Annotated in this window: 14 protein-coding genes and 1 riboswitch; of the genes, 4 read left to right on the top strand and 10 right to left on the bottom strand. The window is 76.2% G+C overall.

Features of this window, described 5'->3' with window-relative positions; all coding sequences use genetic code 11:
* Positions 1–9 precede the first annotated feature (9 nt).
* The gene (locus PSED_RS20225) at positions 10–885 is read right to left on the bottom strand and encodes a bifunctional 5,10-methylenetetrahydrofolate dehydrogenase/5,10-methenyltetrahydrofolate cyclohydrolase (RefSeq protein ID WP_013676103.1); all 876 of its coding nucleotides are present in this window, start codon (positions 883–885) and stop codon (positions 10–12) included.
* A gap of 14 nt (positions 886–899) precedes the next feature.
* A riboswitch (ZMP/ZTP riboswitch) is annotated at positions 900–983 on the bottom strand.
* Between the two features lie 149 nt (positions 984–1,132).
* Between PSED_RS20225 and PSED_RS20220 the strand changes: the two genes are divergently transcribed.
* Positions 1,133–1,303: a hypothetical protein gene (locus PSED_RS20220; RefSeq protein WP_013676102.1), complete on the top strand. Its 171-nt coding sequence runs from the start codon at positions 1,133–1,135 to the stop codon at positions 1,301–1,303.
* Between the two features lie 21 nt (positions 1,304–1,324).
* Here the strand turns inward: PSED_RS20220 and PSED_RS20215 are convergent, their stop codons facing one another.
* From PSED_RS20215 to PSED_RS20180, 8 genes are all read right to left on the bottom strand, one after another.
* Positions 1,325–1,663 carry a UBP-type zinc finger domain-containing protein gene (locus PSED_RS20215; RefSeq protein ID WP_013676101.1) on the bottom strand — a complete coding sequence of 113 codons (339 nt, stop codon included), beginning with the start codon at positions 1,661–1,663 and terminating at the stop codon, positions 1,325–1,327.
* 73 nt (positions 1,664–1,736) lie between these two features.
* Complete coding sequence (locus tag PSED_RS20210; protein ID WP_013676100.1) at positions 1,737–3,200, bottom strand: ATP-binding protein; 1,464 nt, start codon at positions 3,198–3,200, stop codon at positions 1,737–1,739.
* The gene (locus tag PSED_RS20205) at positions 3,197–4,873 is read right to left on the bottom strand and encodes an NAD(P)/FAD-dependent oxidoreductase (RefSeq protein ID WP_013676099.1); all 1,677 of its coding nucleotides are present in this window, start codon (positions 4,871–4,873) and stop codon (positions 3,197–3,199) included. The genes PSED_RS20210 and PSED_RS20205 overlap by 4 nt, the downstream gene beginning before the upstream one ends.
* A gap of 77 nt (positions 4,874–4,950) precedes the next feature.
* The gene (gene recD, locus PSED_RS20200) at positions 4,951–7,116 is read right to left on the bottom strand and encodes an exodeoxyribonuclease V subunit alpha (RefSeq protein WP_013676098.1); all 2,166 of its coding nucleotides are present in this window, start codon (positions 7,114–7,116) and stop codon (positions 4,951–4,953) included.
* Positions 7,113–10,526, bottom strand: coding sequence for a UvrD-helicase domain-containing protein (locus PSED_RS20195; protein WP_013676097.1), 3,414 nt, complete (start codon positions 10,524–10,526; stop codon positions 7,113–7,115). The genes recD and PSED_RS20195 overlap by 4 nt, the downstream gene beginning before the upstream one ends.
* Complete coding sequence (gene recC, locus PSED_RS20190; RefSeq protein WP_233899091.1) at positions 10,523–13,909, bottom strand: exodeoxyribonuclease V subunit gamma; 3,387 nt, start codon at positions 13,907–13,909, stop codon at positions 10,523–10,525. The genes PSED_RS20195 and recC overlap by 4 nt, the downstream gene beginning before the upstream one ends.
* 103 nt (positions 13,910–14,012) lie before the next feature.
* Entirely contained in the window at positions 14,013–15,500 is a 1,488-nt protein-coding gene (locus tag PSED_RS20185; protein WP_013676095.1) for an SDR family NAD(P)-dependent oxidoreductase, read from the bottom strand.
* A 20-nt stretch (positions 15,501–15,520) separates the two neighbouring features.
* On the bottom strand, positions 15,521–15,925 hold the full coding sequence (locus tag PSED_RS20180; RefSeq protein WP_041759903.1) for a DUF6319 family protein: 405 nt from the start codon (positions 15,923–15,925) through the stop codon (positions 15,521–15,523).
* A 142-nt stretch (positions 15,926–16,067) separates the two neighbouring features.
* Here PSED_RS20180 and PSED_RS20175 point away from each other — a divergent pair, with 142 nt between their 5' ends.
* Genes PSED_RS20175 through PSED_RS20165 form a run of 3 tightly spaced genes read left to right on the top strand, consistent with a single transcriptional unit; the run spans position 16,068 to position 18,465 of the window.
* Positions 16,068–16,589, top strand: coding sequence for a MarR family winged helix-turn-helix transcriptional regulator (locus PSED_RS20175; RefSeq protein ID WP_013676093.1), 522 nt, complete (start codon positions 16,068–16,070; stop codon positions 16,587–16,589).
* The gene (locus PSED_RS20170; RefSeq protein ID WP_013676092.1) at positions 16,586–17,941 is read left to right on the top strand and encodes an MFS transporter; all 1,356 of its coding nucleotides are present in this window, start codon (positions 16,586–16,588) and stop codon (positions 17,939–17,941) included. Before PSED_RS20175 ends, PSED_RS20170 begins: the two co-directional genes overlap by 4 nt.
* Positions 17,938–18,465 carry a universal stress protein gene (locus PSED_RS20165; RefSeq protein ID WP_013676091.1) on the top strand — a complete coding sequence of 176 codons (528 nt, stop codon included), beginning with the start codon at positions 17,938–17,940 and terminating at the stop codon, positions 18,463–18,465. Before PSED_RS20170 ends, PSED_RS20165 begins: the two co-directional genes overlap by 4 nt.
* A gap of 20 nt (positions 18,466–18,485) precedes the next feature.
* On the opposite strand, the gene PSED_RS20160 is transcribed toward PSED_RS20165, so the two are convergent.
* Complete coding sequence (locus PSED_RS20160) at positions 18,486–18,830, bottom strand: DUF3040 domain-containing protein (protein ID WP_013676090.1); 345 nt, start codon at positions 18,828–18,830, stop codon at positions 18,486–18,488.
* Positions 18,831–18,873: the final 43 nt, after the last annotated feature.

Genomic DNA, 18,873 nt, shown 5'->3' with positions numbered 1-18,873 from the left:
CCGGCGCGCTCAGGAGGCCCGCGTCGCCCGCTCCGCGCACTCGACGGCGTTGCGGAACAGCATCGCGACGGTCGTCGGACCGACTCCGCCGACGCGCGGGGTGATCGCGCCCGCGACGTCGGCGACCGCGTCGTCGACGTCGCTGAGCAGCCGGCGACCGGCGTAGCGGACCCCGCCGCCGACGACGACCGCGCCCGGCTTGACGTGCTCGGGCCGGACGATCCCCGGCACCCCGACCGCGGCGACGAGGATGTCGGCGTCGCGGGTGTGGCGGTCCCAGTCGGGCACGTGCGAGTGCACGACGGTGACCGCCGCGTCGGCCGTCGGACGCTTCTGCGAGAGCAGCAGCGCCAGCGGCCGGCCGAGCGTCGCCCCGCGGCCGAGGATGACGACGTGCCGCCCCGCCACCGGGATCTCGTGGTGGGCGAGCAGCGCCTCGATGCCCGCGGGCGTGCACGGCACCGGGCCCGGCAGCCCGGCGGCGAGCCGGCCGAGGTTGAGCGGGTGCATGCCGTCGACGTCCTGCTCGGGGTCCATGACGGCCAGCGCGGCCTCGTGGTCGAGATGGCCGGGCAGCGGATGCTGGACGAGCAGCGCGTGGGCGCCCTGCTCGGCGCCGAATGCCCTGATCACGGCGTGCAGGTCGGCCTGCGACGCCGTCGCCGGCAGGTGCTCGTGGAAGGACTCGAAGCCCAGCTCGGCGGCGGTGCGCTGTTTGATGCGGATGTAGCCCGCCGACGCGTCGTCGTCACCGACGAGGATCGTGGCCAGGCCGGGGGCGATCCCGTGGGCGCGCAGCGCGGCGACGCGTTCGCGGACGTCGGCGAGGACGGCCTCGGCGACAGGGGCCCCGGGCAGCAGACGGGCGGTCGTGGGAGCGGACATCGCGACTCCTCGGCGTCGCGGACCCAGGCGGTCGATCCGCGCGTCGATCAGCTCCCCGGTGGTTGCCCACCCGTCCGCCGCCAGTCGCGTTGCTCGTCCAGTATGCCTGGTGGCCCCGGCGCGCCGCGAACCCGCCGCCCACCGCCGGACGACCACCCCGCCCGGTGTTTGACGGCCACTGCGGCCGGGTACGGGGGGTCGTTCGATCCTGGTGCGGCGCAGGGCGTCGCGACGAGAGGAGTTCCCGGTGGGCATCGTCTTCGTGCTGTTGGTGGTGTGGCTCGGCCTGGTCGTCGTCGGGTTCGCCGTGAAGGCGCTGCTGTGGCTGGCGATCCTCGGCATCATGCTGTTCGTCGTCACCGGGATCGCGGGCGCCGTCCGACGCCACGCCGGCACCCGCACGGTGTCCCCGCGCTGAGGCCGCGCTGCTCGGACCGGCTCAGTTCAGTTTGTCGAGCCAGTCCGCGGGGACCCGGCCCGCTGGGCCGGGGGCGGGCTGGTCCAACGGCCGGTGCTGCGGGTCGGCCAGCACCGGTCCGGCGACGGGCCGCTCGGCGCGGAAGTCCCAGAACCAGTCCTCTCCGGGTTCGAAGCTCTGCACGATCCGGTGCCCGGTGTCGGCGGCGTGCCTGCTCGCGTGCTGCGCGGGTGAGGAGTCGCAGCACCCGATGTGGCCGCACGCCGCGCAGCGCCGCAGATGGAACCACCAGCCGCCGACCTCGTCGCACTCGACGCAGCCGGGTCCCGACGGCGCGACCGTCGGATCGATGTCGGTCATCACACGTCCTCGTCGGTGGTCGGCCGGCGTCGCCGGCCGTGGTCGTGCCGGCGGCTCGCCCGCCGGGGCCCGCTCACGGCTCCTCGTCCTCGGCATGGGGCTCGAGCGGCAGCCGGACCTGGAACCGCGTGTCCCCGGGCACCGACTCGACGCGCAGGTCGCCGTGGTGGCGACGCACGACGATCCGCCACGAGATGTCCAGGCCGAGCCCGGTGCCCTCGCCGACGGGCTTCGTCGTGAAGAACGGCTCGAAGATGCGGTCGCGCACGTCCTCGGGGACCCCGGGGCCGGTGTCGCCGATCTCGACGAGCGCGCGGTCGCCGTCGCGGGCCGTGCGGACGGTCAGCGTGCCGCTGCCGCCCATCGCGGCGCACGCGTTGTCGATGAGGTTGGTCCACACCTGGTTGAGCTCCGCGGCGTAGACCGGCACCGCGGGCAGCGTGCGGTCGTAGTCCTTCACGACGCGCACGTCGCCGATCTTGCGCGCGAGCATGATCAGGGTGGAGTCGAGCAGCTCGTGCAGGTCGGTGGTGTTGTAGGGCGCCCGGTCCATCTGCGAGTACTGCTTGGCCGCGCCGACGAGGGTGGAGATCCGCGTCGTGGAGTCGGCGATCTCGTTCATGAGCAGCTCGGTCTCGACGGTGTAGTTCAGCCAGCGGACCGCCCCCTCCAGCGCGCCGCCCAGGCCCGCGGCCTCGGCCCGGGCCACGACCTGCTCGAACCAGCCGACGTCGAGACCGGCCTGCACGAACGTCGGCGCGAGGTCCCAGCCGTCGGCGATGCCGTGCTCGTCGAACCAGTCCGACAGCGCGTCCTCGCGGTCGCCCGCCTCGATCGGGGTGAGCACCGGCGCCTTCGCGACCCGCTCGGCGGCCTCCTCCTGGATCTCGGTCAGCGACTGCAGCGCCACCCGGTCCAGCGAGCCGCCCGCGATCAGGCCGAGCTTGTGGCGCATGCCGGCCACCCGCTCGCGCAGCAGCGCCGTCGCCCGGACCGCGGCGGCCGCGGGGTTGTTGAGCTCGTGGGTCAGCCCGGCCGACAACGACCCGAGCGCCAGCAGCCGTTCGCGCTGGCTCACGGCCTGCTGGGTGTTCTGGATGCCGAAGAACAGCCCCTCCAGCAGGTGCAGCGCCATCGGGAACCAGGTGCGCATCATCTGCTGCAGCGCGGTCGCGTCGAGGACGAAGAACGTCGACGGCCGGGTCACGCGCAGCGTGTTGTTGTACACCTGCGGCATCCGGTCGCCCAGGTACGCGTGCCAGGCGCCGGCGTACACGCCCGGCTGCTCGGTGCGCTCGACCTCGACGTCCTCGTCGCCCGACCGGCGCAGCAGCACCACCGAGCCCTCGATCAGGACGTAGAAGCACGTCGCGGTCTCGCCCTCGGTGTAGACGGGCCCGGCCGGGTAGCGCTCGACCGAGCCCTCCCGGCACAGGAAGTCGAGCTGGTCGTCGCTGAGCTTCTCGAACAGGAACAGCCCGCGCAGCAACGCGGGACTGCACTCGGGCACGGCCACCCCGTCCCGGGGCGCGCTCACGACCGCTCCAGGTACCGGTGCACGAGCGACACCGCCATGGCGCCGTCGCCGACCGCGGAGGCGACGCGCTTCACCGACTCCGCGCGCGCGTCGCCCGCGACGAAGACACCCGGCTGGCTCGTCTCGAGCAGGTAGGGGTCGCGGTCGAGCGGCCAGCCCGGCGGCCGGGCCCCGCCCGTCATCAGGTCGGGTCCCGCGAGCACGAAGCCCGCCGGGTCGCGGGCGACGAGCCCGTCGAGCCACTCGGTGCGCGGGGCGGCGCCGATGAACACGAACAGCCAGGGCGCGTCGACGACCTCCTCCGCGCCGGTGTTGCGGTCGCGCAGCCGCAGCCGCTCCAGGTGCCCGTCGCCCTCGGCCCGCACCACCTCGGTGCACGTCCGGACGGTGATCTCGGGGATGCCGGCGATCTGCTCGATGAGGTAGTGCGACATCGACGCCTCCAGCGACGGCCCGCGCACCAGCAACGTCACCGACTTCGCGTGCCGGGCGAAGTAGACCGCGGCCTGACCCGCCGAGTTCGCCCCGCCGACGATGTAGACGTCGTCGCCCGTGCAGCTCGACGCCTGGCTCAGCGCCGAGCCGTAGTAGACGCCGCGCCCGGCCAGGTCGGCCAGGCCCGGCGCGGCGAGCTCGCGGTAGGACACGCCCGTCGCGAGGACGACGGCGTGCGCGGTGATCGACGAGCCGTCGGAGAACCGGACCGTCCGCCCCGAACCGCTCACGTCGAGCGCCACGACGTCGCGCGCGGTGAGCACCTCCGCGCCCATCCGGACCGCCTGCCGCCGGGCCCGGTCGGTGAGCTGCGCGCCGGAGACACCGTCGGGGAAGCCGAGGTAGTTCTCGATGCGCGAGCTCTGCCCGGCCTGCCCGCCCGTCGCCGTGCGCTCGACGAGGACCGTGCGCAGCCCCTCCGACGCGCCGTACACCGCCGCGCCCAGCCCCGCCGGGCCGCCGCCGATCACGACGAGGTCGTAGAACTCCGACGCCGGCGTCGTCGAGAGGCCCACGCGCTCGGCGAGCTGGGCGTCGTCGGGAGCGACGAGCGTCTCGCCCGCCGGGGTGACGACCACCGGCAGCGTCTGGTCGTCGAGGCCCGCCGCAGCGAGCAACCGGGCGGCCTCCGGGTCGTCGCACGGGTACCAGCGGTAGGGGACCTGGTTGCGGGCCAGGAAGTCGCGCACCTCGTTCGACCGCGCCGACCAGCGGTGCCCGACGACCCGCGTCTCGCACACCGGTCGCCGGTCGGACGCGCGCCAGGCCTCGAGGAGCGCGTCGACGACGGGGTAGAGCTTCTCCTCCGGCGGGTCCCACGGCTTGAGCAGGTAGTGGTCGAGATCGACGACGTTGATCGCCGTGATGGCCGCGTCGGTGTCGGCGTAGGCGGTCAGCAGCACGCGGCGCGCGGCCGGGTAGAGGTCCATCGCGGCCTCCAGGAACTGCAGGCCGTCCATCCCGGGCATCCGGAAGTCGGCGAGCAGCACCGCGACGTCGTCGCCGCGCAGGGCCATCTCGCGCAGGGCCTCCAACGCCGACTCACCCGACTCCGCGCGCACGATGCGGTGCTGCTCGCCGTAACGACGCCGCAGGTCGCGGGCCACCGCCCGGGAGACGGAGGGGTCGTCGTCGACGGTGAGGATCGCGGGGCGGGCCGGGACCAGAGAGGCCGTCATGGTGTCGAGTCTGCCAAGTCCGTCCAGCCCCCGTACGGACCCTGCTCGGGGACGCGGTCGGCCGCGGCGCGGACCACTCAGCCGGCGAGCCGGTCGCGCAGCCCGGACGCCCGGCCGACCGGGCGTGCGACCGCGGCCCGCACCGCCGCCTCCGACCCGACGACCCGGACCCGCTCGATCGCGCGGGTCACCGCCGTGTAGAGCAGCTCGCGCGTCAGCAACGGCGACTCCGGGGCCGGCAGCACGACCGTGACCTGCGAGAACTGGCTGCCCTGCGCCCGGTGCACCGTCATCGCGTGGACGCTCTGCGGCTGCGAGAGCCGGGCGGTGGCGACCCGCAACGGGGCGCCACCACGACCGAACACCGCCCTCGTGCGGCCCTCCTCGCGGACGAGGACCCCGGTGTCGCCGTTGTAGAGGTTGAGGTCGTAGTCGTTGGTGGTGACGAGCACGGCCCGGCCGGGGAACCACTCGCCGTCGTCGGGGCCCGGCCCGACCCCGGCGTCGGTGAGCCAGCGCTCGACCTCCCAGCCCCAGCGGGTCACCCCGTACGGCCCGCGGCGGTGGGCGCACAACAGCCGGTGCCGGTCGAGCGCGCGCAGCGCCCCGTCGACGTCGCCTGCCCGCGCGTGTGCCACCAGCGTCCGGTTGGCGGCCACGACCTCGGCGCGGACCGCGTCGAGACCGGGCGGGTCGCGCAGCTCCAACGTCGGGGCCTCCACGAACTCGACGGCCCCGCCCGCCCCGGAGCGCAACGCCTCGATCGCGCCGTCGCCGTCGCCGTCGCGGACGGCCCGGGCCAGCGCGGCGATCTCGGCGCCGAACCGCCAGGTCCGGTCGAGGGTGACGACGCCGTGCACGACCGCGGGGTCGGCCCGGCCGAGCACACCGAGCTCGCGCAGCGTCGCGTCGAGGGCGGGCTCGACCGGGCCCGGGGCGCGGGCCAGGTCGCCCAGCACCGCGCCCGCCTCGACCGACGCCAGCTGGTCGGGGTCGCCGACCAGGACGAGCCGGGCGTCGGGCCGCACGGCCTCGAGCAGCCGCGCCATCATCGTCAGCGACACCATCGACGTCTCGTCGACGACGACGACGTCGTGCGGGAGCCGGTTGGTGCGGTCGTGGTGGAACCGGTTGGTGTGGCCGGGCCTGAAGCCGAGCAGCCGGTGCAGCGTCGAGGCGGGGAGGTCGCCGAGCCGGGCGCGGTCGGGCCCGGGCAGCCGGCGGACCTGTTCGCGCACGGCCTCCGCGAGCCGGGCCGCGGCCTTGCCGGTGGGGGCGGCCAGCGCGACGCGCGGCGGAGGGCCGGGCTGGTCGCGCAGCAGGGCGAGCAGCCGGGCGACGGTCGTCGTCTTGCCGGTGCCGGGCCCGCCCGCGACGACGGTGACCCGGCGCAGCGTGGCGACGGCGGCGGCCAGCCGCTGCCGGTCGGTCTCCCCGGCCGCGGCGGCGGCGTCCGCCGCGGTACCGGCCCGCGCGACCGCGCCGGGACGTTCGCCGACACCGGCGACGAGATCGGTTCCGGTCCCGGCGTCGGGACCGGCACCGCCGCCTGCGCGCGCGTCGGCGTCGCCGGTCGCAGCACCTGCCCCGTCGGTCCGGTCATCGGCGTCGGTCCGGCCATCCGCGGCGTCGGTGAACAGCCGGGACAGCCCCGCCCGCAGCCGGTCGACGTCGACCCGGGGCGGCTCGGCGGCCGCGCGGGCGCGCAGCTCGACGCGCACCTGCTCCTCCTGCCGCCAGTAGCGGTCGAGGTACAGCAGGCCGTGGGGCATCCGCAGCGGCGCGACGCCCCCGGTGGGCTCGGCGGACACCAGCGGGCTGGCCAGGCACGCGGCCCGCCACGCTGCCGGGTCGGGCCACGGCAGCGCCGAGACGTCGAGGACCTCGTCGCCCTCGCCGAGCACCGTCGTCCCGACCTCGTCGAGGTCGACGCACACCGACCCGTGCCGCAAGGCCCGCACGGTCAGCGCCGCGGCGAGCAGGACGGTCTCGTCGGTCTCCCCGCCGAGCCGCCCGAGCCGGGCCGCGACGTGCACGTCGGCCGCGGCGAGCACCCCCGCGGCGTTGAAGCGGGCGAGCAGCCCGCCGGCACCGCGGGCGTACCGCGGGTCGTACGGGTCGCCGCCCGGCGCGACCGGCCCGATGGGAACGGGCCCTGCGGCGGTCCCGGCGGCGGTTCCGGCGGCGGCGGACCCCGTGGCGGTCCCGGGGCCGTTCCCGGTGGTCGTCACAGCGGCGGTCACGGGGCCCCCTCGTCGAGCAGCCGGGACAGGTCGGTGATCAGCGCGGGCCGCGGCGCCCACGAGAACACCCCCGCCGGGACACCGTCGGCGGCCGGCGTGTCGGGGCCGCACATGCCGCGCAGGAACAGGTACAGCGAGCCGCCGAGGTGCGTACCCGGGTCGTAGCCGGGCAGCCGCCACCGCAGGTAGCGGTGCAGGGCGACCCCGTAGAGCAGCGCCTGCAGCGGGTAGTGCGCCGACGTCATCGCCTGGGTCAGCGCCGCGGCGCCGTAGTGCGCCGACGTCAGCGGCACGTGCCCGTCGGGACCGGCGGGCCCGAGCCAGTTCGTCTTGTAGTCGACGACCACGTAGCGCCCCCCGACGCGGAGCACCGCGTCGATGCTGCCGGTCAGGTAGCCGCGCAGCGCCTGCTCGGCGAGCAGCGGCGCGTCGAGGTGGTCGGGGTAGCCGACCAGCGGGTCGTCGGCGGGCAGGTGCCGGCGCAGCAGCCGCGCGACGTCGGCGAGGACGGGGGAGGGGCCGGGCCGGTCGCCACCTGCCAGCGGCAGCTCGAAGTCGAGCTCGCTCAGCCGGTCGGCGGGCGCGACGTCGGCCAGCGCCGCGCCGCCGACGAGCGGCCCCATCGGGGTCCGGACCACCGGGACGAGCGCGGCGGCCAACTCGTCGGGGTCGACCGCAGCGGGTCGGCGGGCCAGCTCGGCCCGCGCCCTGGCGGCGAGCTCGCCGCGCAGGTCGGCCGCGGTCGTGTCGGCCGACTCGAGGACGGCGTGCACGAGCGTGCCGAACGCCGTGCCCATCGGCAGGTCGGCCATCGGGGACGGGACCGCCTGCGCCGCAGCGGGATCGGCGGCGGTGAACAGGAGCGGGCCCGGCTCCGCGGGCTCGTCGGCGATCCCGGGGTCCTCCGGCTCGCTCACCACGGCCGGTGTGTGCGCGCCGGCGTCGTGGGCCGCGGCGGTCAGCGCACTGTAGGAGGTGCGTCGCCAGTCGAGGTCGATGTCGCGGTCGAAGCGTGCCGCGTCGAGCGGCGGCACCGGCCGGGCGGGCGGGCTCCACGGCGCAGGGACGTCGTCGCCCACCTGTTCGACGACGACGTGCGGCGACCCGTCGGGCCCGGTGCCCGCGCGGCGGACCAGCGCGTCGAACACCGGTCCCGGGTCGGGCGGGACCGCGCACGTCTCCCGCGGCGTCTCGCCGGGGCCTGCGCCCCCGGCGAGCATCCGGTGCAGCGCCGACTTCGACGTCGTCGTCGCCGGTACCCACCACGTGAGGAGCTGCGAGCGCGCGCGGGTGAGCGCGACGTAGAGCAGCCGCAGGTCCTCGCCGGCCTCCTCGGCGAGGTGCGCGCCCTGCCGTTCGAGGAAATGCGGCCCCGAGGGCCCGCCCACGTCGAGCACCCGCTCCTGGCGCGGGCCCTCGTGCAGCCGTGCGAGCGTGGGCTCCTGCACGTTGCGGTCCCACGCGAACGGCACCGCGACGATCGGGTACTCCTGCCCCTTGCTGCGGTGCACGGTGACGATCTGGACGGCGTCGGCGTCGGACTCCAGGCGCCGGCTGCGCTCGGCGCCGGTGTCGGACCCGGCCTCCTCGATCCGCCGGCGCAGCCACTCGACCAGCGCGGACGGCCCGAGATGCTCCTGGGTCGCCGCGTGGTGCAGAGCCTGCCCGATGTGGCGCAGGTCGGTGAGGGTGCGGTCGCCGTCGGTGCGCGCGAGCAGCCGCTCGGCCAGCCGGCGCCGTGCCGACACCGCCTCGAGCAGCGCCGCCACCCCGCGCCCGCGCAGCGCGCCCGCCCAGTCGCGCAGGTCGTCGCCGAGGGTCTCGACGACGGCGTCGGCGTCGTCGCCGCACAGGTCGGTGACGGTGAGCCCGGCGAAGCAGGTGAGCGCCGCGGCACGCAGCCGCAGCCCGCTGTGCGGCTGCTCCAACGCCTCCAGCAGCGTGAGCCACTCGCCCGCCACCGGGGTGGTGAACACGCTGCGGGTCCCGGTGACGACCGCGGGCACCCCGGCCTCGCGCAGCGTGCGGAGCACGAGCTCGGCCTGGTCGTTGGTGCGGACGAGCACCGCGACGTCGCCGGGCAGCACGGCGCGCTCGACGCCGTCGGCGGGCACGACCGACGCGCCGCTCGCGAGCAGCGCCGCGATCTGCGCCGCCACGTCGGCGGCGACCTGCGGGCGTGCGGCGTCGACCCGGCCGAGCCGGTGGAAGAGCCGGCCCAGCCGCTGCGTGCCGACGACCCGGACGCGCAGCGGCGCGTCACAGGTCGACCCGCGCAGCGACCGGCCGGGCCGCGCGGCCTCGACGTGGTGCACGACGATCCGCGGGTCGCCCAGCGCGGCGCCGTGGAACAGTGCGTCGACGGCGTCGAGCACGGCCCGGTCGCTGCGGAAGTTGCGGTCGAGGGTGAACCGCTCGCCCGCGTCGGTCGCGGCCTGCAGGTAGCTGACGACGTCGGCGCCGCGGAACGCGTAGATGGCCTGCTTGGGGTCGCCGATCAGCACGAGCGTGGTGTGGCCGTGGAACGCCGCGGACAGGATGCGCCACTGCACCGGGTCGGTGTCCTGGAACTCGTCGACGAGCACGACGCGGTAGCGGCTGCGCAGCCGGGCCGCGGCCGCGTCGCCGCGCACCGGGTCGGACAGCGCGGCGTCGAGCCGGGTGAGCATGTCGTCGTAGCTGTAGAGCTTCGCCGCGCGCTTGCGCCGGTCGACCTCGCGGCGCACCGCCTCGGCGAAGCTGCGCCGCGTCGCCGCCGGTGACCCCGGATCGGCGTCGACCGGCTCGATGCGCGCCTGCGGATCGCCGACGACCGCCCTGGCCAGCTGCAGCGCCTCGGCGCGGCCGAACGCGGGCCGCTCGGCGCCGGCGGCGGCGTACTTGCGGACGTAGAAGTCGTCGACGACCTCCTCGACGAGGTCGTCGACCGACTCGACGAACAGCGCGTCGGGGTCGGCGTCGCCGAGCACCCCCAGCCCGGCGAGCATCCGCTGGCAGAACTGGTGGGTGGTCGCGATGGTCGCGGCGTCGAACTCCGCGACGGCGAGCCGTAGCCGCTCGCGGCGCAGCGCGACCGTCGCGGCGTCGGCCGCGGCGAGGTGGCGGAGCACGCCGTCGGCCGCGACGCGCGCGGCCGCCGGGTCGGCGAGGGCGCGCTCGGCCGCGGTGAGCCGCTCCCGGACGCGTTCACGCAGCTCGTGGGTGGCCTCGCGGCCGAACGTGACGAGCATCAGCTCCGCGAGCGTCGCGATGCCTTCGGCGACGTAGCGCGCCGCCAGCGCCGCGATCGTGTACGTCTTGCCCGTCCCCGCGCTGGCCTCCAGCACCGTCGTCGCGCCGGTCGCGGGCAGCGGCCCGCACACGTCGAACGGCCGTTCCGGGATGACCGGGGTGAGCGCGGTGGCGGTCACGGCAGGCTCACCTCCTCTGCCGCGAGCAGCGGCGTCCAGACCCGCATCGCGAGCTCGCCGAACAACGACGGTTCCTCCCCGGTACGTGCGGGCGCCGACAACAGGTCCTCCAGCGGTGCCGACGGTCCCCACAACAGCCGGTGCGCAGGCTCGTCGCGCTCGGGGGAGAAGCGGCCCGCCCACGCCGAGCGGGCGGCGTCGACCGCGTCCTCGACGGTCCGGTTGCGCAGCCGCCGCCGTCCCGCGTAGGCGTGGGACGCCTTGAGCACCAACGGGAGTGCCGCGCACAGCCCGTCGCGGTGCAGCGCCAGCAGATCGGCCAGCACGACGGCGGCCCGGCCGGGTTCGACCGGCCCGAGGACGGACCGCTCCGGCCCGTCGGACCCGCGGCCGATCGTCACGGCGCGCCACGTCGTGTCCGGGCGGGCCGCGGTGAGCGCGAGCAGCCGCACCCAGGCGCCGACGCGCTGCTTGGCACCGAGCCGGGAGAAGCCCGCGCTGACGATGTCGCCCGTGGCACCCGGTCCGGAGCCGACCCGGACCACCCCGCCCACCGTGCCGACCACCCGCGTCCCCGCGACGACGGCGGACACGTCGAGGGACTCCGGCGGGGCGGACCGCAGCGGCAGCGTGGCCGCCACGATCGGTTCGACGTCCGCGGCGACCTCGTCGAGGATCCGCCGGCCCAGCCCGCCGGGCGGGAGGGCCCCACGGCGCCACTCGGCCGCGCGGCACGCGTCGAGGTCGTGCCCGGCGAGCCGGTCGGCCAGCAGCCGCGCCCCGATGTGCCAGCGCTGCAGCTGGTCGAGCTCGACGGGCAGCGCGTCGTCGGGGTCGTCGTCGGCGGAGAACAGCGACACCCCGACGCGCTGGCGCAGGAACGCCTTGGCCGGTCCCTCCAGGAACCGGACGAGGTCGTCGAGCTCGACCTCCGCGGGGGGCGGCAGCACCGGCAGCGGCCCGGGCAGGGGCCGCGGCGGCGGGGTGCGGACGCCCGTCGCCGCCCGGGCCCCCGCGAGCGCGGCCCGGTCGAAGCTGAACGGACCCGGCCCGCCGAGCACGGCCGCCGCGAAGTTGCGGGTATCGAAGGGCTGCAACGGATGACGGACGACGACATGGTCGCGCGCCCGCCTGCCGTCGGGGCCCACCGCGACGGCGTCGAGCGCATCGAGCAGCTCCCCGACCGGCACCGACGGCGGCCTGCGGACCCCGGTGCGCTCGTCGGCGCCGGAGTGCACGACGACGAGGTGCTCGGTCGCGGCCCCGACCGCGTCGAGGAGCAGCTGCCGGTCCTCGCTGCGCGGGTCGCGCTCGCCGACGCGGGGGTCGCGGGCCAGCGCGTCGTCGCCGTCGGGCTCGCCCGCGCGGGGGAACGCGCCGTCGTCGAGCCCGAGCAGGCACACGACGCGGTGGGGCACCGACCGCATCGGCACCAGCGTCGCGACGGTGAGCGTGCCGGTGCGGAAGTTCGCCCGCGTCGGCCGGCCGCGCAGCCGGTCGGCCAGCAGGCCGCGCACGTCGGGCAGCCCGAGCGGCACGGAGGCGGCGTGCGGCCCCGCCGACGCGGTGACCTCCGCCAGCTCGGCGCGCGCCTGCGCGGCCTGCCACGCGTCGGTCGGGGTGGTGGTGGTGAGCGCGTCGAGGCCCGCGGCGAGCGCGGCACCCCACTCGGCGAGCGTCCGCTCGCCGCGGAGCCCGGCGAGCACCGCGGCGAGCCGGTCGAGCAGCTCCGCGAAGCGGCCGACGGTGTCGACGTCGGAGCTGCCGACGTCGTCGAGCGGCAGCGCCGTGCCGAGCCACTGCCGGTCGGCCTCGTCCATCGCCACGCCCAGCAGCATCCGGTCGAGCCCCGCCGACCACGTGTTCTGGGCGAACGCGCCCAACGCGAACGGGCCACGGTGGTCCGCGTCGAGCCCCCACCGCACGCCCGAGCCGACGACGAGATCGCGCAGCCGGTCGAGCGCGTCGTCGTCGAAGCGGAACCGGCGCCGGACGGGCTCGGTCGCCGCGAGGTCGAGCACCTGGGTGGCGGTCAGCCGGGCGTCCGCCAGCTCCAGCAGCGTGGCGACGGTGTCGAGCAGCGGGTTGACCTGCCGCAGCGCCCGGTCGGCCAGCCGCACCGGGAGCCGGTGACCGGGGTGGCCGGTGTCGTCGTCGGTCCCGGCGGCCAGGCCGAACGTCGCCGAGATCAACGGGGCGAACGTCTCGATGTCGGGGCACATGACGACGACGTCGCGCGGTTCCAGCGTGGGGTCGGCGGCCAGCAGTCCCAGCACGACCTCGCGCAGCACCTCGACCTGGCGGTCGGGCCCGTGGCAGGCGTGCACCTGGACGCTGCGGTCGGCCGGGTCGAGGACCGTGGGCACGGCACCGGGGGCGACGTCGTCGCGCAGCGCGCACTGCAGCGCCCCCAGCAGGGTCGGGGGCGGCGGCGGGCCCGGGTGGTGGACGTCGGTCCCGACGGGCAGCCGCAGCTGCAGCTCGCGCACGTCGCGCCCCAGCGAGGCGAGGAGCGGGTTCGCGACGACGGCGGCACTGGCGTCGTCCGCGCGCCGGGGCGCCGTCCCGGCCTGCGGCGTCAGCGCGGCCCACAGCACCGGCGACGGGTGCGCGAGCCACAGGTGTACGTCGCGGTGCACGGCGAGGGCGGCGAGCACGGTGAGCCTGCTCGCGGCGAGCCGGGTCGGGCCGAACACCGAGAGCCGCGGGCCCAGCGCCGCGCGGCCGGGGTCGGCCCGCAGCAGCGCACAGGCCGTCTCGACGCGCTCGGCGGGCCCGGGAACCCCGATGCGGGCGCGCAGCCGCCGCCACAGCTCGGCCTGCCAGCGCAGGTCGGGCGCGAGCGCTGCGCCCCCGGCCGCGTCGACGTCGGCGCCCGCGAGCCATTCCCCGAGCATGCCCGGCCGGTGCGCGGCGTAGGAGGCGTAGAGCTCGGCGAGCCGCCGGGCCAGTGCGTACCGCCGCCCGCGCCGGTGCGCGTCGGCCGAGTCCGTGCCCAGATGGGCCCCGAGCAGCGCGAACCCCGGCTCGGCCGCCGCCTCGTCGACCAGCTCCAGCAGCGGCCAGACCGCCCGCGCGGGGCGCCACGGGTCGTCGGCCGGGTCGACCCCCGTGGCCGCGCACACCACCTCGTCGACCACCTCGGCGGGGGACGGGAACCGCACGTTGGCGCACACCCCGTCGGCGCGGCCGTCGCGGGTCCCGAGCCGGTGCGCCAGCCGCTGCGCGAGCCACCGCTCGACGCCGCGTTCGGGCACCGCGACGACCTCGGCCGCGAACGGGTCGGCCAGGACCTGCGCCAGTACCCCGGCGAGCGCGTCGGCGAGGGTGTCGGCGCGTTCGGCGCGGTGGACGTGCAGCACGCCCGGCACGTTATCGACCACCACCGACGATCTTGGGGACCCCCACGCCGCCGGTCGACCGGCGGTCGGCGCTCACCGGTCCGGCGGCGCTCACCGGTCCGGAGCGCTCACCGGTCCGGGGCGCTCACCAGTTCGACGGCGCGTAGTCCTTGAGGAAGCAGCCGTGCAGGTCCTCGCCCGCCTCGCCGCGCACGATCGGGTCGTACACCCTGGCCGCGCCGTCGACCAGGTCGAGCGGGGCGTGGAAGCCCTCGGCGGCCAGCCGCAGCCGCGTGGGGTGCGGCCGCTCGTCGGTGATCCAGCCGGTGTCGACGGCCGTCATCAGGATCCCGTCGCGCTCCAGCATCTCCGCGGCCGACGTGCGCGTCAGCATGTTCAGCGCGGCCTTCGACATGTTGGTGTGCGGATGGCCGGGCCCCTTGTAGGCGCGGTGGAACTGCCCCTCCATCGCGCTCACGTTGACCACGTACGTGCGGCGCGCCGGGGAGGCCGCGAGAGCCGGACGCAGGCGCGAGATCAGGATGAACGGCGCCGTCTGGTTGCACAGCTGGACCTCGAGCAGCTCCAGCGGGTCGACGTCCTCGACCGGCTGGGTCCAGCTGTTGACCCCGGCGGTGTCGGGCAGCAGGCCGCCTGCGTCGATCGACAGGACGCCGGCCTCGACGCGCGCGGGGTCGGAGTTGCCCGCGGCCAGCGCCAGCTCGGCGAGCGCGTGCGGCGGCAGCGCGGCAGGGGCCGTCGGACCGGTGCCCAGCGCGCCGGTCAGCGCCGCCGGGTGGGCGGCCGACACGTCGCCGTAGCGGACGACGTCGGGCACCGCGCCGCCCGGCAGCGCCGGCGCCTCGCGCTCGGCGGCCGCGAGCGCGGAGTAGGAGCCGGGGGAGCGGCGGACCGTCTGCGCCGCGTTGTTGATCAGGATGTCGAGGTGCCCGCGGGCCGCGACGTCGTCGGCCAGCCGGACGACCTGCGCCGGGTCGCGCAGGTCGATCCCCACGATGCGCAGCCGGTGCAGCCAGTCGGCGCTGTCGGGCATCGCGGTGAACCGGCGGACGGCGTCGTTGGGGAAGCGGGTGGTGATCGTGGTCTCGGCGCCGTCGCGCAGCAGCCGCAGCGCGATGTACATGCCGATCTTCGCCCGCCCGCCGGTGAGCAGGGCGCGCCGGCCGGTGAGGTCGGTCCGGGCGTCGCGCCGGTCCCGGTTCACCGCGGCGCAGCCGGGACAGAGCTGGTGGTAGAACGCGTCGACGACCGTGTAGCGCTGCTTGCAGGTGTAGCAGGCGCGGGCCCGCTGCAGGGTGCCCGCCGTCGCGCCCGGCGTGCTCGACACGAGCGGGATGCCGCGCGTCTCGTCGTCGATCCGGCCCGGGGCGCCGGTGGCGGTGGCGGCGGTGACGGCCCGGTCGGCGGCGCGCACCGCGTCGCGCTTCGCCCGGCGCCTGCGCTGCCGGACGTCCTTCCAGATCCCGGCCGTCGCCCGCCGGATCGCGACGGCGTCGGGGTGCTCGGTGGGCAGCCGGTCCACCTGGGCGAGCACGCGCAGGCAGACGGCGAGCTCGTCGGGGTCGAGCCCGACGTCTGCCGTGGCGGGACTCTCGGGGTCGGTCACGGTCACGGGTGGATTCTCCGGGACGCTCAGGCGAGCTCGGCCAGGGCCTTGCGCGCCTGCTCGAGCTCGGCCTCCAGCGCCGCGACCCGGGCCTCCCGCTCGGCGCGGGCGGCCCCGACGACCTCCTCGATCGGCTCCGCGAGGTCGGCGTGCAGCTCGGCGGCGGCCCGCGTGACGGCGGCGGCGGTGACGGGCAGCGCGCGGACCACCCAGTCGGCGCCGCGCTTGAGATCGGCCTGCCACTCACCGTCGGCGCTGCCGCTGACCGTCAGCGTCAGCTCGATGACGCGGGTGCGCCGCGCGGTCGATCCCTTGGGGCGGCCGCGGCGCCGCGGTGCGGCCGCGTCGCCGGCGGCGGGGGTGTCCGCAGCTGCGGAAGGGGTGCCGGCCGGGTCGACGGTCTGCGGCTCGTCAGGGGTCGTCACGTGCATACCTCTCGTGGTCGCTCCACCGAACAGGGTGATCGTAGAACGGCTGTTCGAATCGTCCGGATACGGGTGCGTGGCGCGGATCGCACCACCTCGGGCACGTGGATCGTGCATATATATAAAGCACTGATGTAAATTCGAGGTCATGACCGCCCCTCCCGATGCCCCCGGTGGCGACCGCGCGCCCGCCCCGGGAACCGGTGCCGCCGAGGACCTCACCCGGCTCGCGGTGGCGCTGGAACGCGCCGCGAGCTGGGTGCGCCGCACCACCGCCCCCGCGGAGTGGAACCTCGTGGCGCTGTCCACGCTCGACGCCCTCGACACCGCCGGCCCGCAGCGCGTCTCCGACCTCGTGGCCCGCGAGTCGATCTCGCAGCCGGGCATGACGGGTCTGGTCGCCCGGCTCGAGGCCGCGGGCCTCGTCACCCGCGGACCCGACCCGCGCGACGGGCGCGCCACCCTCGTCGCCGCCACCGAGGAGGGCAGCGCCTACATCCGCATGCGGCACCGGCTGCGCGCAGGGGCGGTCGCCGCGCACCTGGAGGCGCTGAGCGCCGCCGAGCGGCACGCGCTGCTCGCCGCCGTGCCCGCGCTGACCCGGCTGGCCGAGCTGGCCCCCGACACCCACGACGCCACGCGGCGGTCCCGAACGGAGGAAGGATCATGAGCACCGGTCACACCGGCGCCGGAGCGAGCCCGTTCCGCCAGCCCAGAGCGGTCTGGGCGGTCGCGTTCGCGTGCGTCATCTCGTTCATGGGGATCGGGCTGGTCGACCCGATCCTGCCGGCGCTCGCCGGGCAGCTGCAGGCCAGCCCGACGCAGGTCGAGCTGCTGTTCACCAGCTACCTCGTCGTCACCGCGATCGCGATGCTCGGTACCGGCTGGGTGTCGAGCCGCATCGGCGCCAAGCGCACGCTCGTCGCCGGGCTGGTCCTCATCGTCGTGTTCGCCGCGGCGGCGGCCGCGTCCGGCTCGATCGGCGGCATCGTCGGCTTCCGCGCCGGGTGGGGGCTGGGCAACGCGCTGTTCATCGCCACGTCCCTCGCGGTCATCGTGGGCTCGGCCAGCGGCGGCTTCGCCGGCGCGATCGTGCTGTACGAGACGGCACTGGGCATCGGCATCGCGTCCGGCCCGCTGCTCGGCGGCCTGCTCGGCACCGTCAGCTGGCGCGGCCCGTTCTTCGGGGTCTCCGCGCTCATGCTGATCGCGCTGGTGGCGACCGTCGTGCTCGTCGAACCCACGCCCCGGCCCGCCCGACGGTCCCGGCTGCGCGAACCGATCACGGCGCTGCGCCACCGCAGCCTCGCGACCACCAGCGTCACCGGCCTGCTCTACAACTGGGGCTTCTTCACCCTGCTCGGCTACTCGCCGTTCCTGCTGGACCTGTCCGCGCTGCAGCTCGGCGGCGTGTTCTTCGCGTGGGGCATCCTGGTCGCCCTCTTCGCGGTGTTCGGCGCGACGATGCTCAAGAACCGCGTCGGCACCCTGCGCTCCCTGTACGGCGCGCTCGGCCTGATCGCCGTGATCCTGCTGCTCATCGGGCTGTTCCCGGGCAACCGGCTACTGGTGATGATCGCGGTGATCGTGTCCGGCGCGGCCGTGGGCCTCAACAACACCTTGGTGACGACGGCGGTCATGAGCATCTCGCCGGTCCCGCGCAACGTCGCCTCGGCCACCTACGGCTTCGTGCGCTTCATCGGCGGCGGGCTCGCGCCCTTCGTCGCCGGGCTGCTGGCCGAGCACGTGAACGTGCAGCTGCCGTTCCTGATCGGGGCCGGTGCCGTCGTGGTCGGTGCGCTGCTGCTGCACACCGTCCGGCGCGCGCTCGACGACGCCGACGCCGAGGCCGCCCGCCCCGTCGAGGACGCGGCCGCCGAGCAGGCCGTCGGGGAGGTGCCCGCCGTGGCGGAGGAGGCGGTACTGGCCGAGGACGCGTTGCGCCGCGAGCACCACCCGGTGCTCCCCGGGCGCGACGGGGTACCCGCCGACATGCGCGAGGGGTCGGGGCGGTCGCGATGAGCGGCGGGGCGCCCGAGCGGCCGGGGCCCGAGCACGACCCCGGCGACGAGGGGCCCGGTGCGCGGTCGCCGCGCGCCGGCCATGGTTTCGAGCTGGGCTGCGACGGTCCGTCGTCGCTGGTCGTGGGCATCGACGGGTCCGACACCGGCTGGCGGGCCCTCTACTACGCGGTCGGTCAGGCGCGCCGCCAGCACAGCCGGGTGGTGGCCGTCTACGCGGAACGGGCGCAGTCGTTCGTCAGCACCCCGACGATCGTCGCGCCGATCGTCGACCCCGAGGCGGACGAGCGCTTCGTCGAGGGGCTGCGCGAGACCGTCGTCGCGCTCGGCGAGGAGTTCGGGGTCGCGACGGAGCTGGTCGTCGTCACCGCGGACCCGGTGCAGGCCCTGCTCGCCGTGGCCGACGACGTGCGGGCGGACGCCATCGTCGTCGGGGCGAGCGAGCAGGCCGGGCACCGGCTGTTCGGGTCGATCGCCGTGCGCACGGTCCGGACGGGGGCACGGCCGGTCACCGTCGTCCCCTGACGGGCGGGCGGTACCGCCGGTCAGGCCGACGGCCGGGTCGGCGTCCCGGTCCCGGGCGAGTCCGCCGCGTGCTTGGCGAGCAGCCTCGGCGCGCCCAGCACGACGCCCGCCGTCACGCACATCGCGGCGAGCTCCGCGGCGGCGAGGCCGACCCCGCCCAGGACGACCGCCGCCGCGAGCAGCCCGAGGGCCAGCAGGACCCCGACGGCGAGCTCGGGTGAGCGCATCCAGCGGGGCAGTCGTCGACGGTGACCGCGGAACTCGTCGTCCAGGTCCGGGAACTGCACGACGAGTTGACGTTCGAGCTGCTCGAGACGCTGCCGCTCGGCGGCGCTGAGGGGCGTCTCCGGATCCGGGGGAGTCACGTCCGGGGCTACCCCGTTCGGAGGCTGTTCACACCTGGATGCC

The sequence above is a fragment of the Pseudonocardia benzenivorans CB1190 genome, assembly GCF_000196675.2.
Taxonomy (GTDB): Bacteria; Actinomycetota; Actinomycetes; order Mycobacteriales; family Pseudonocardiaceae; genus Pseudonocardia; species Pseudonocardia benzenivorans.
This window is presented reverse-complemented; position numbering and strand designations above follow the sequence as displayed.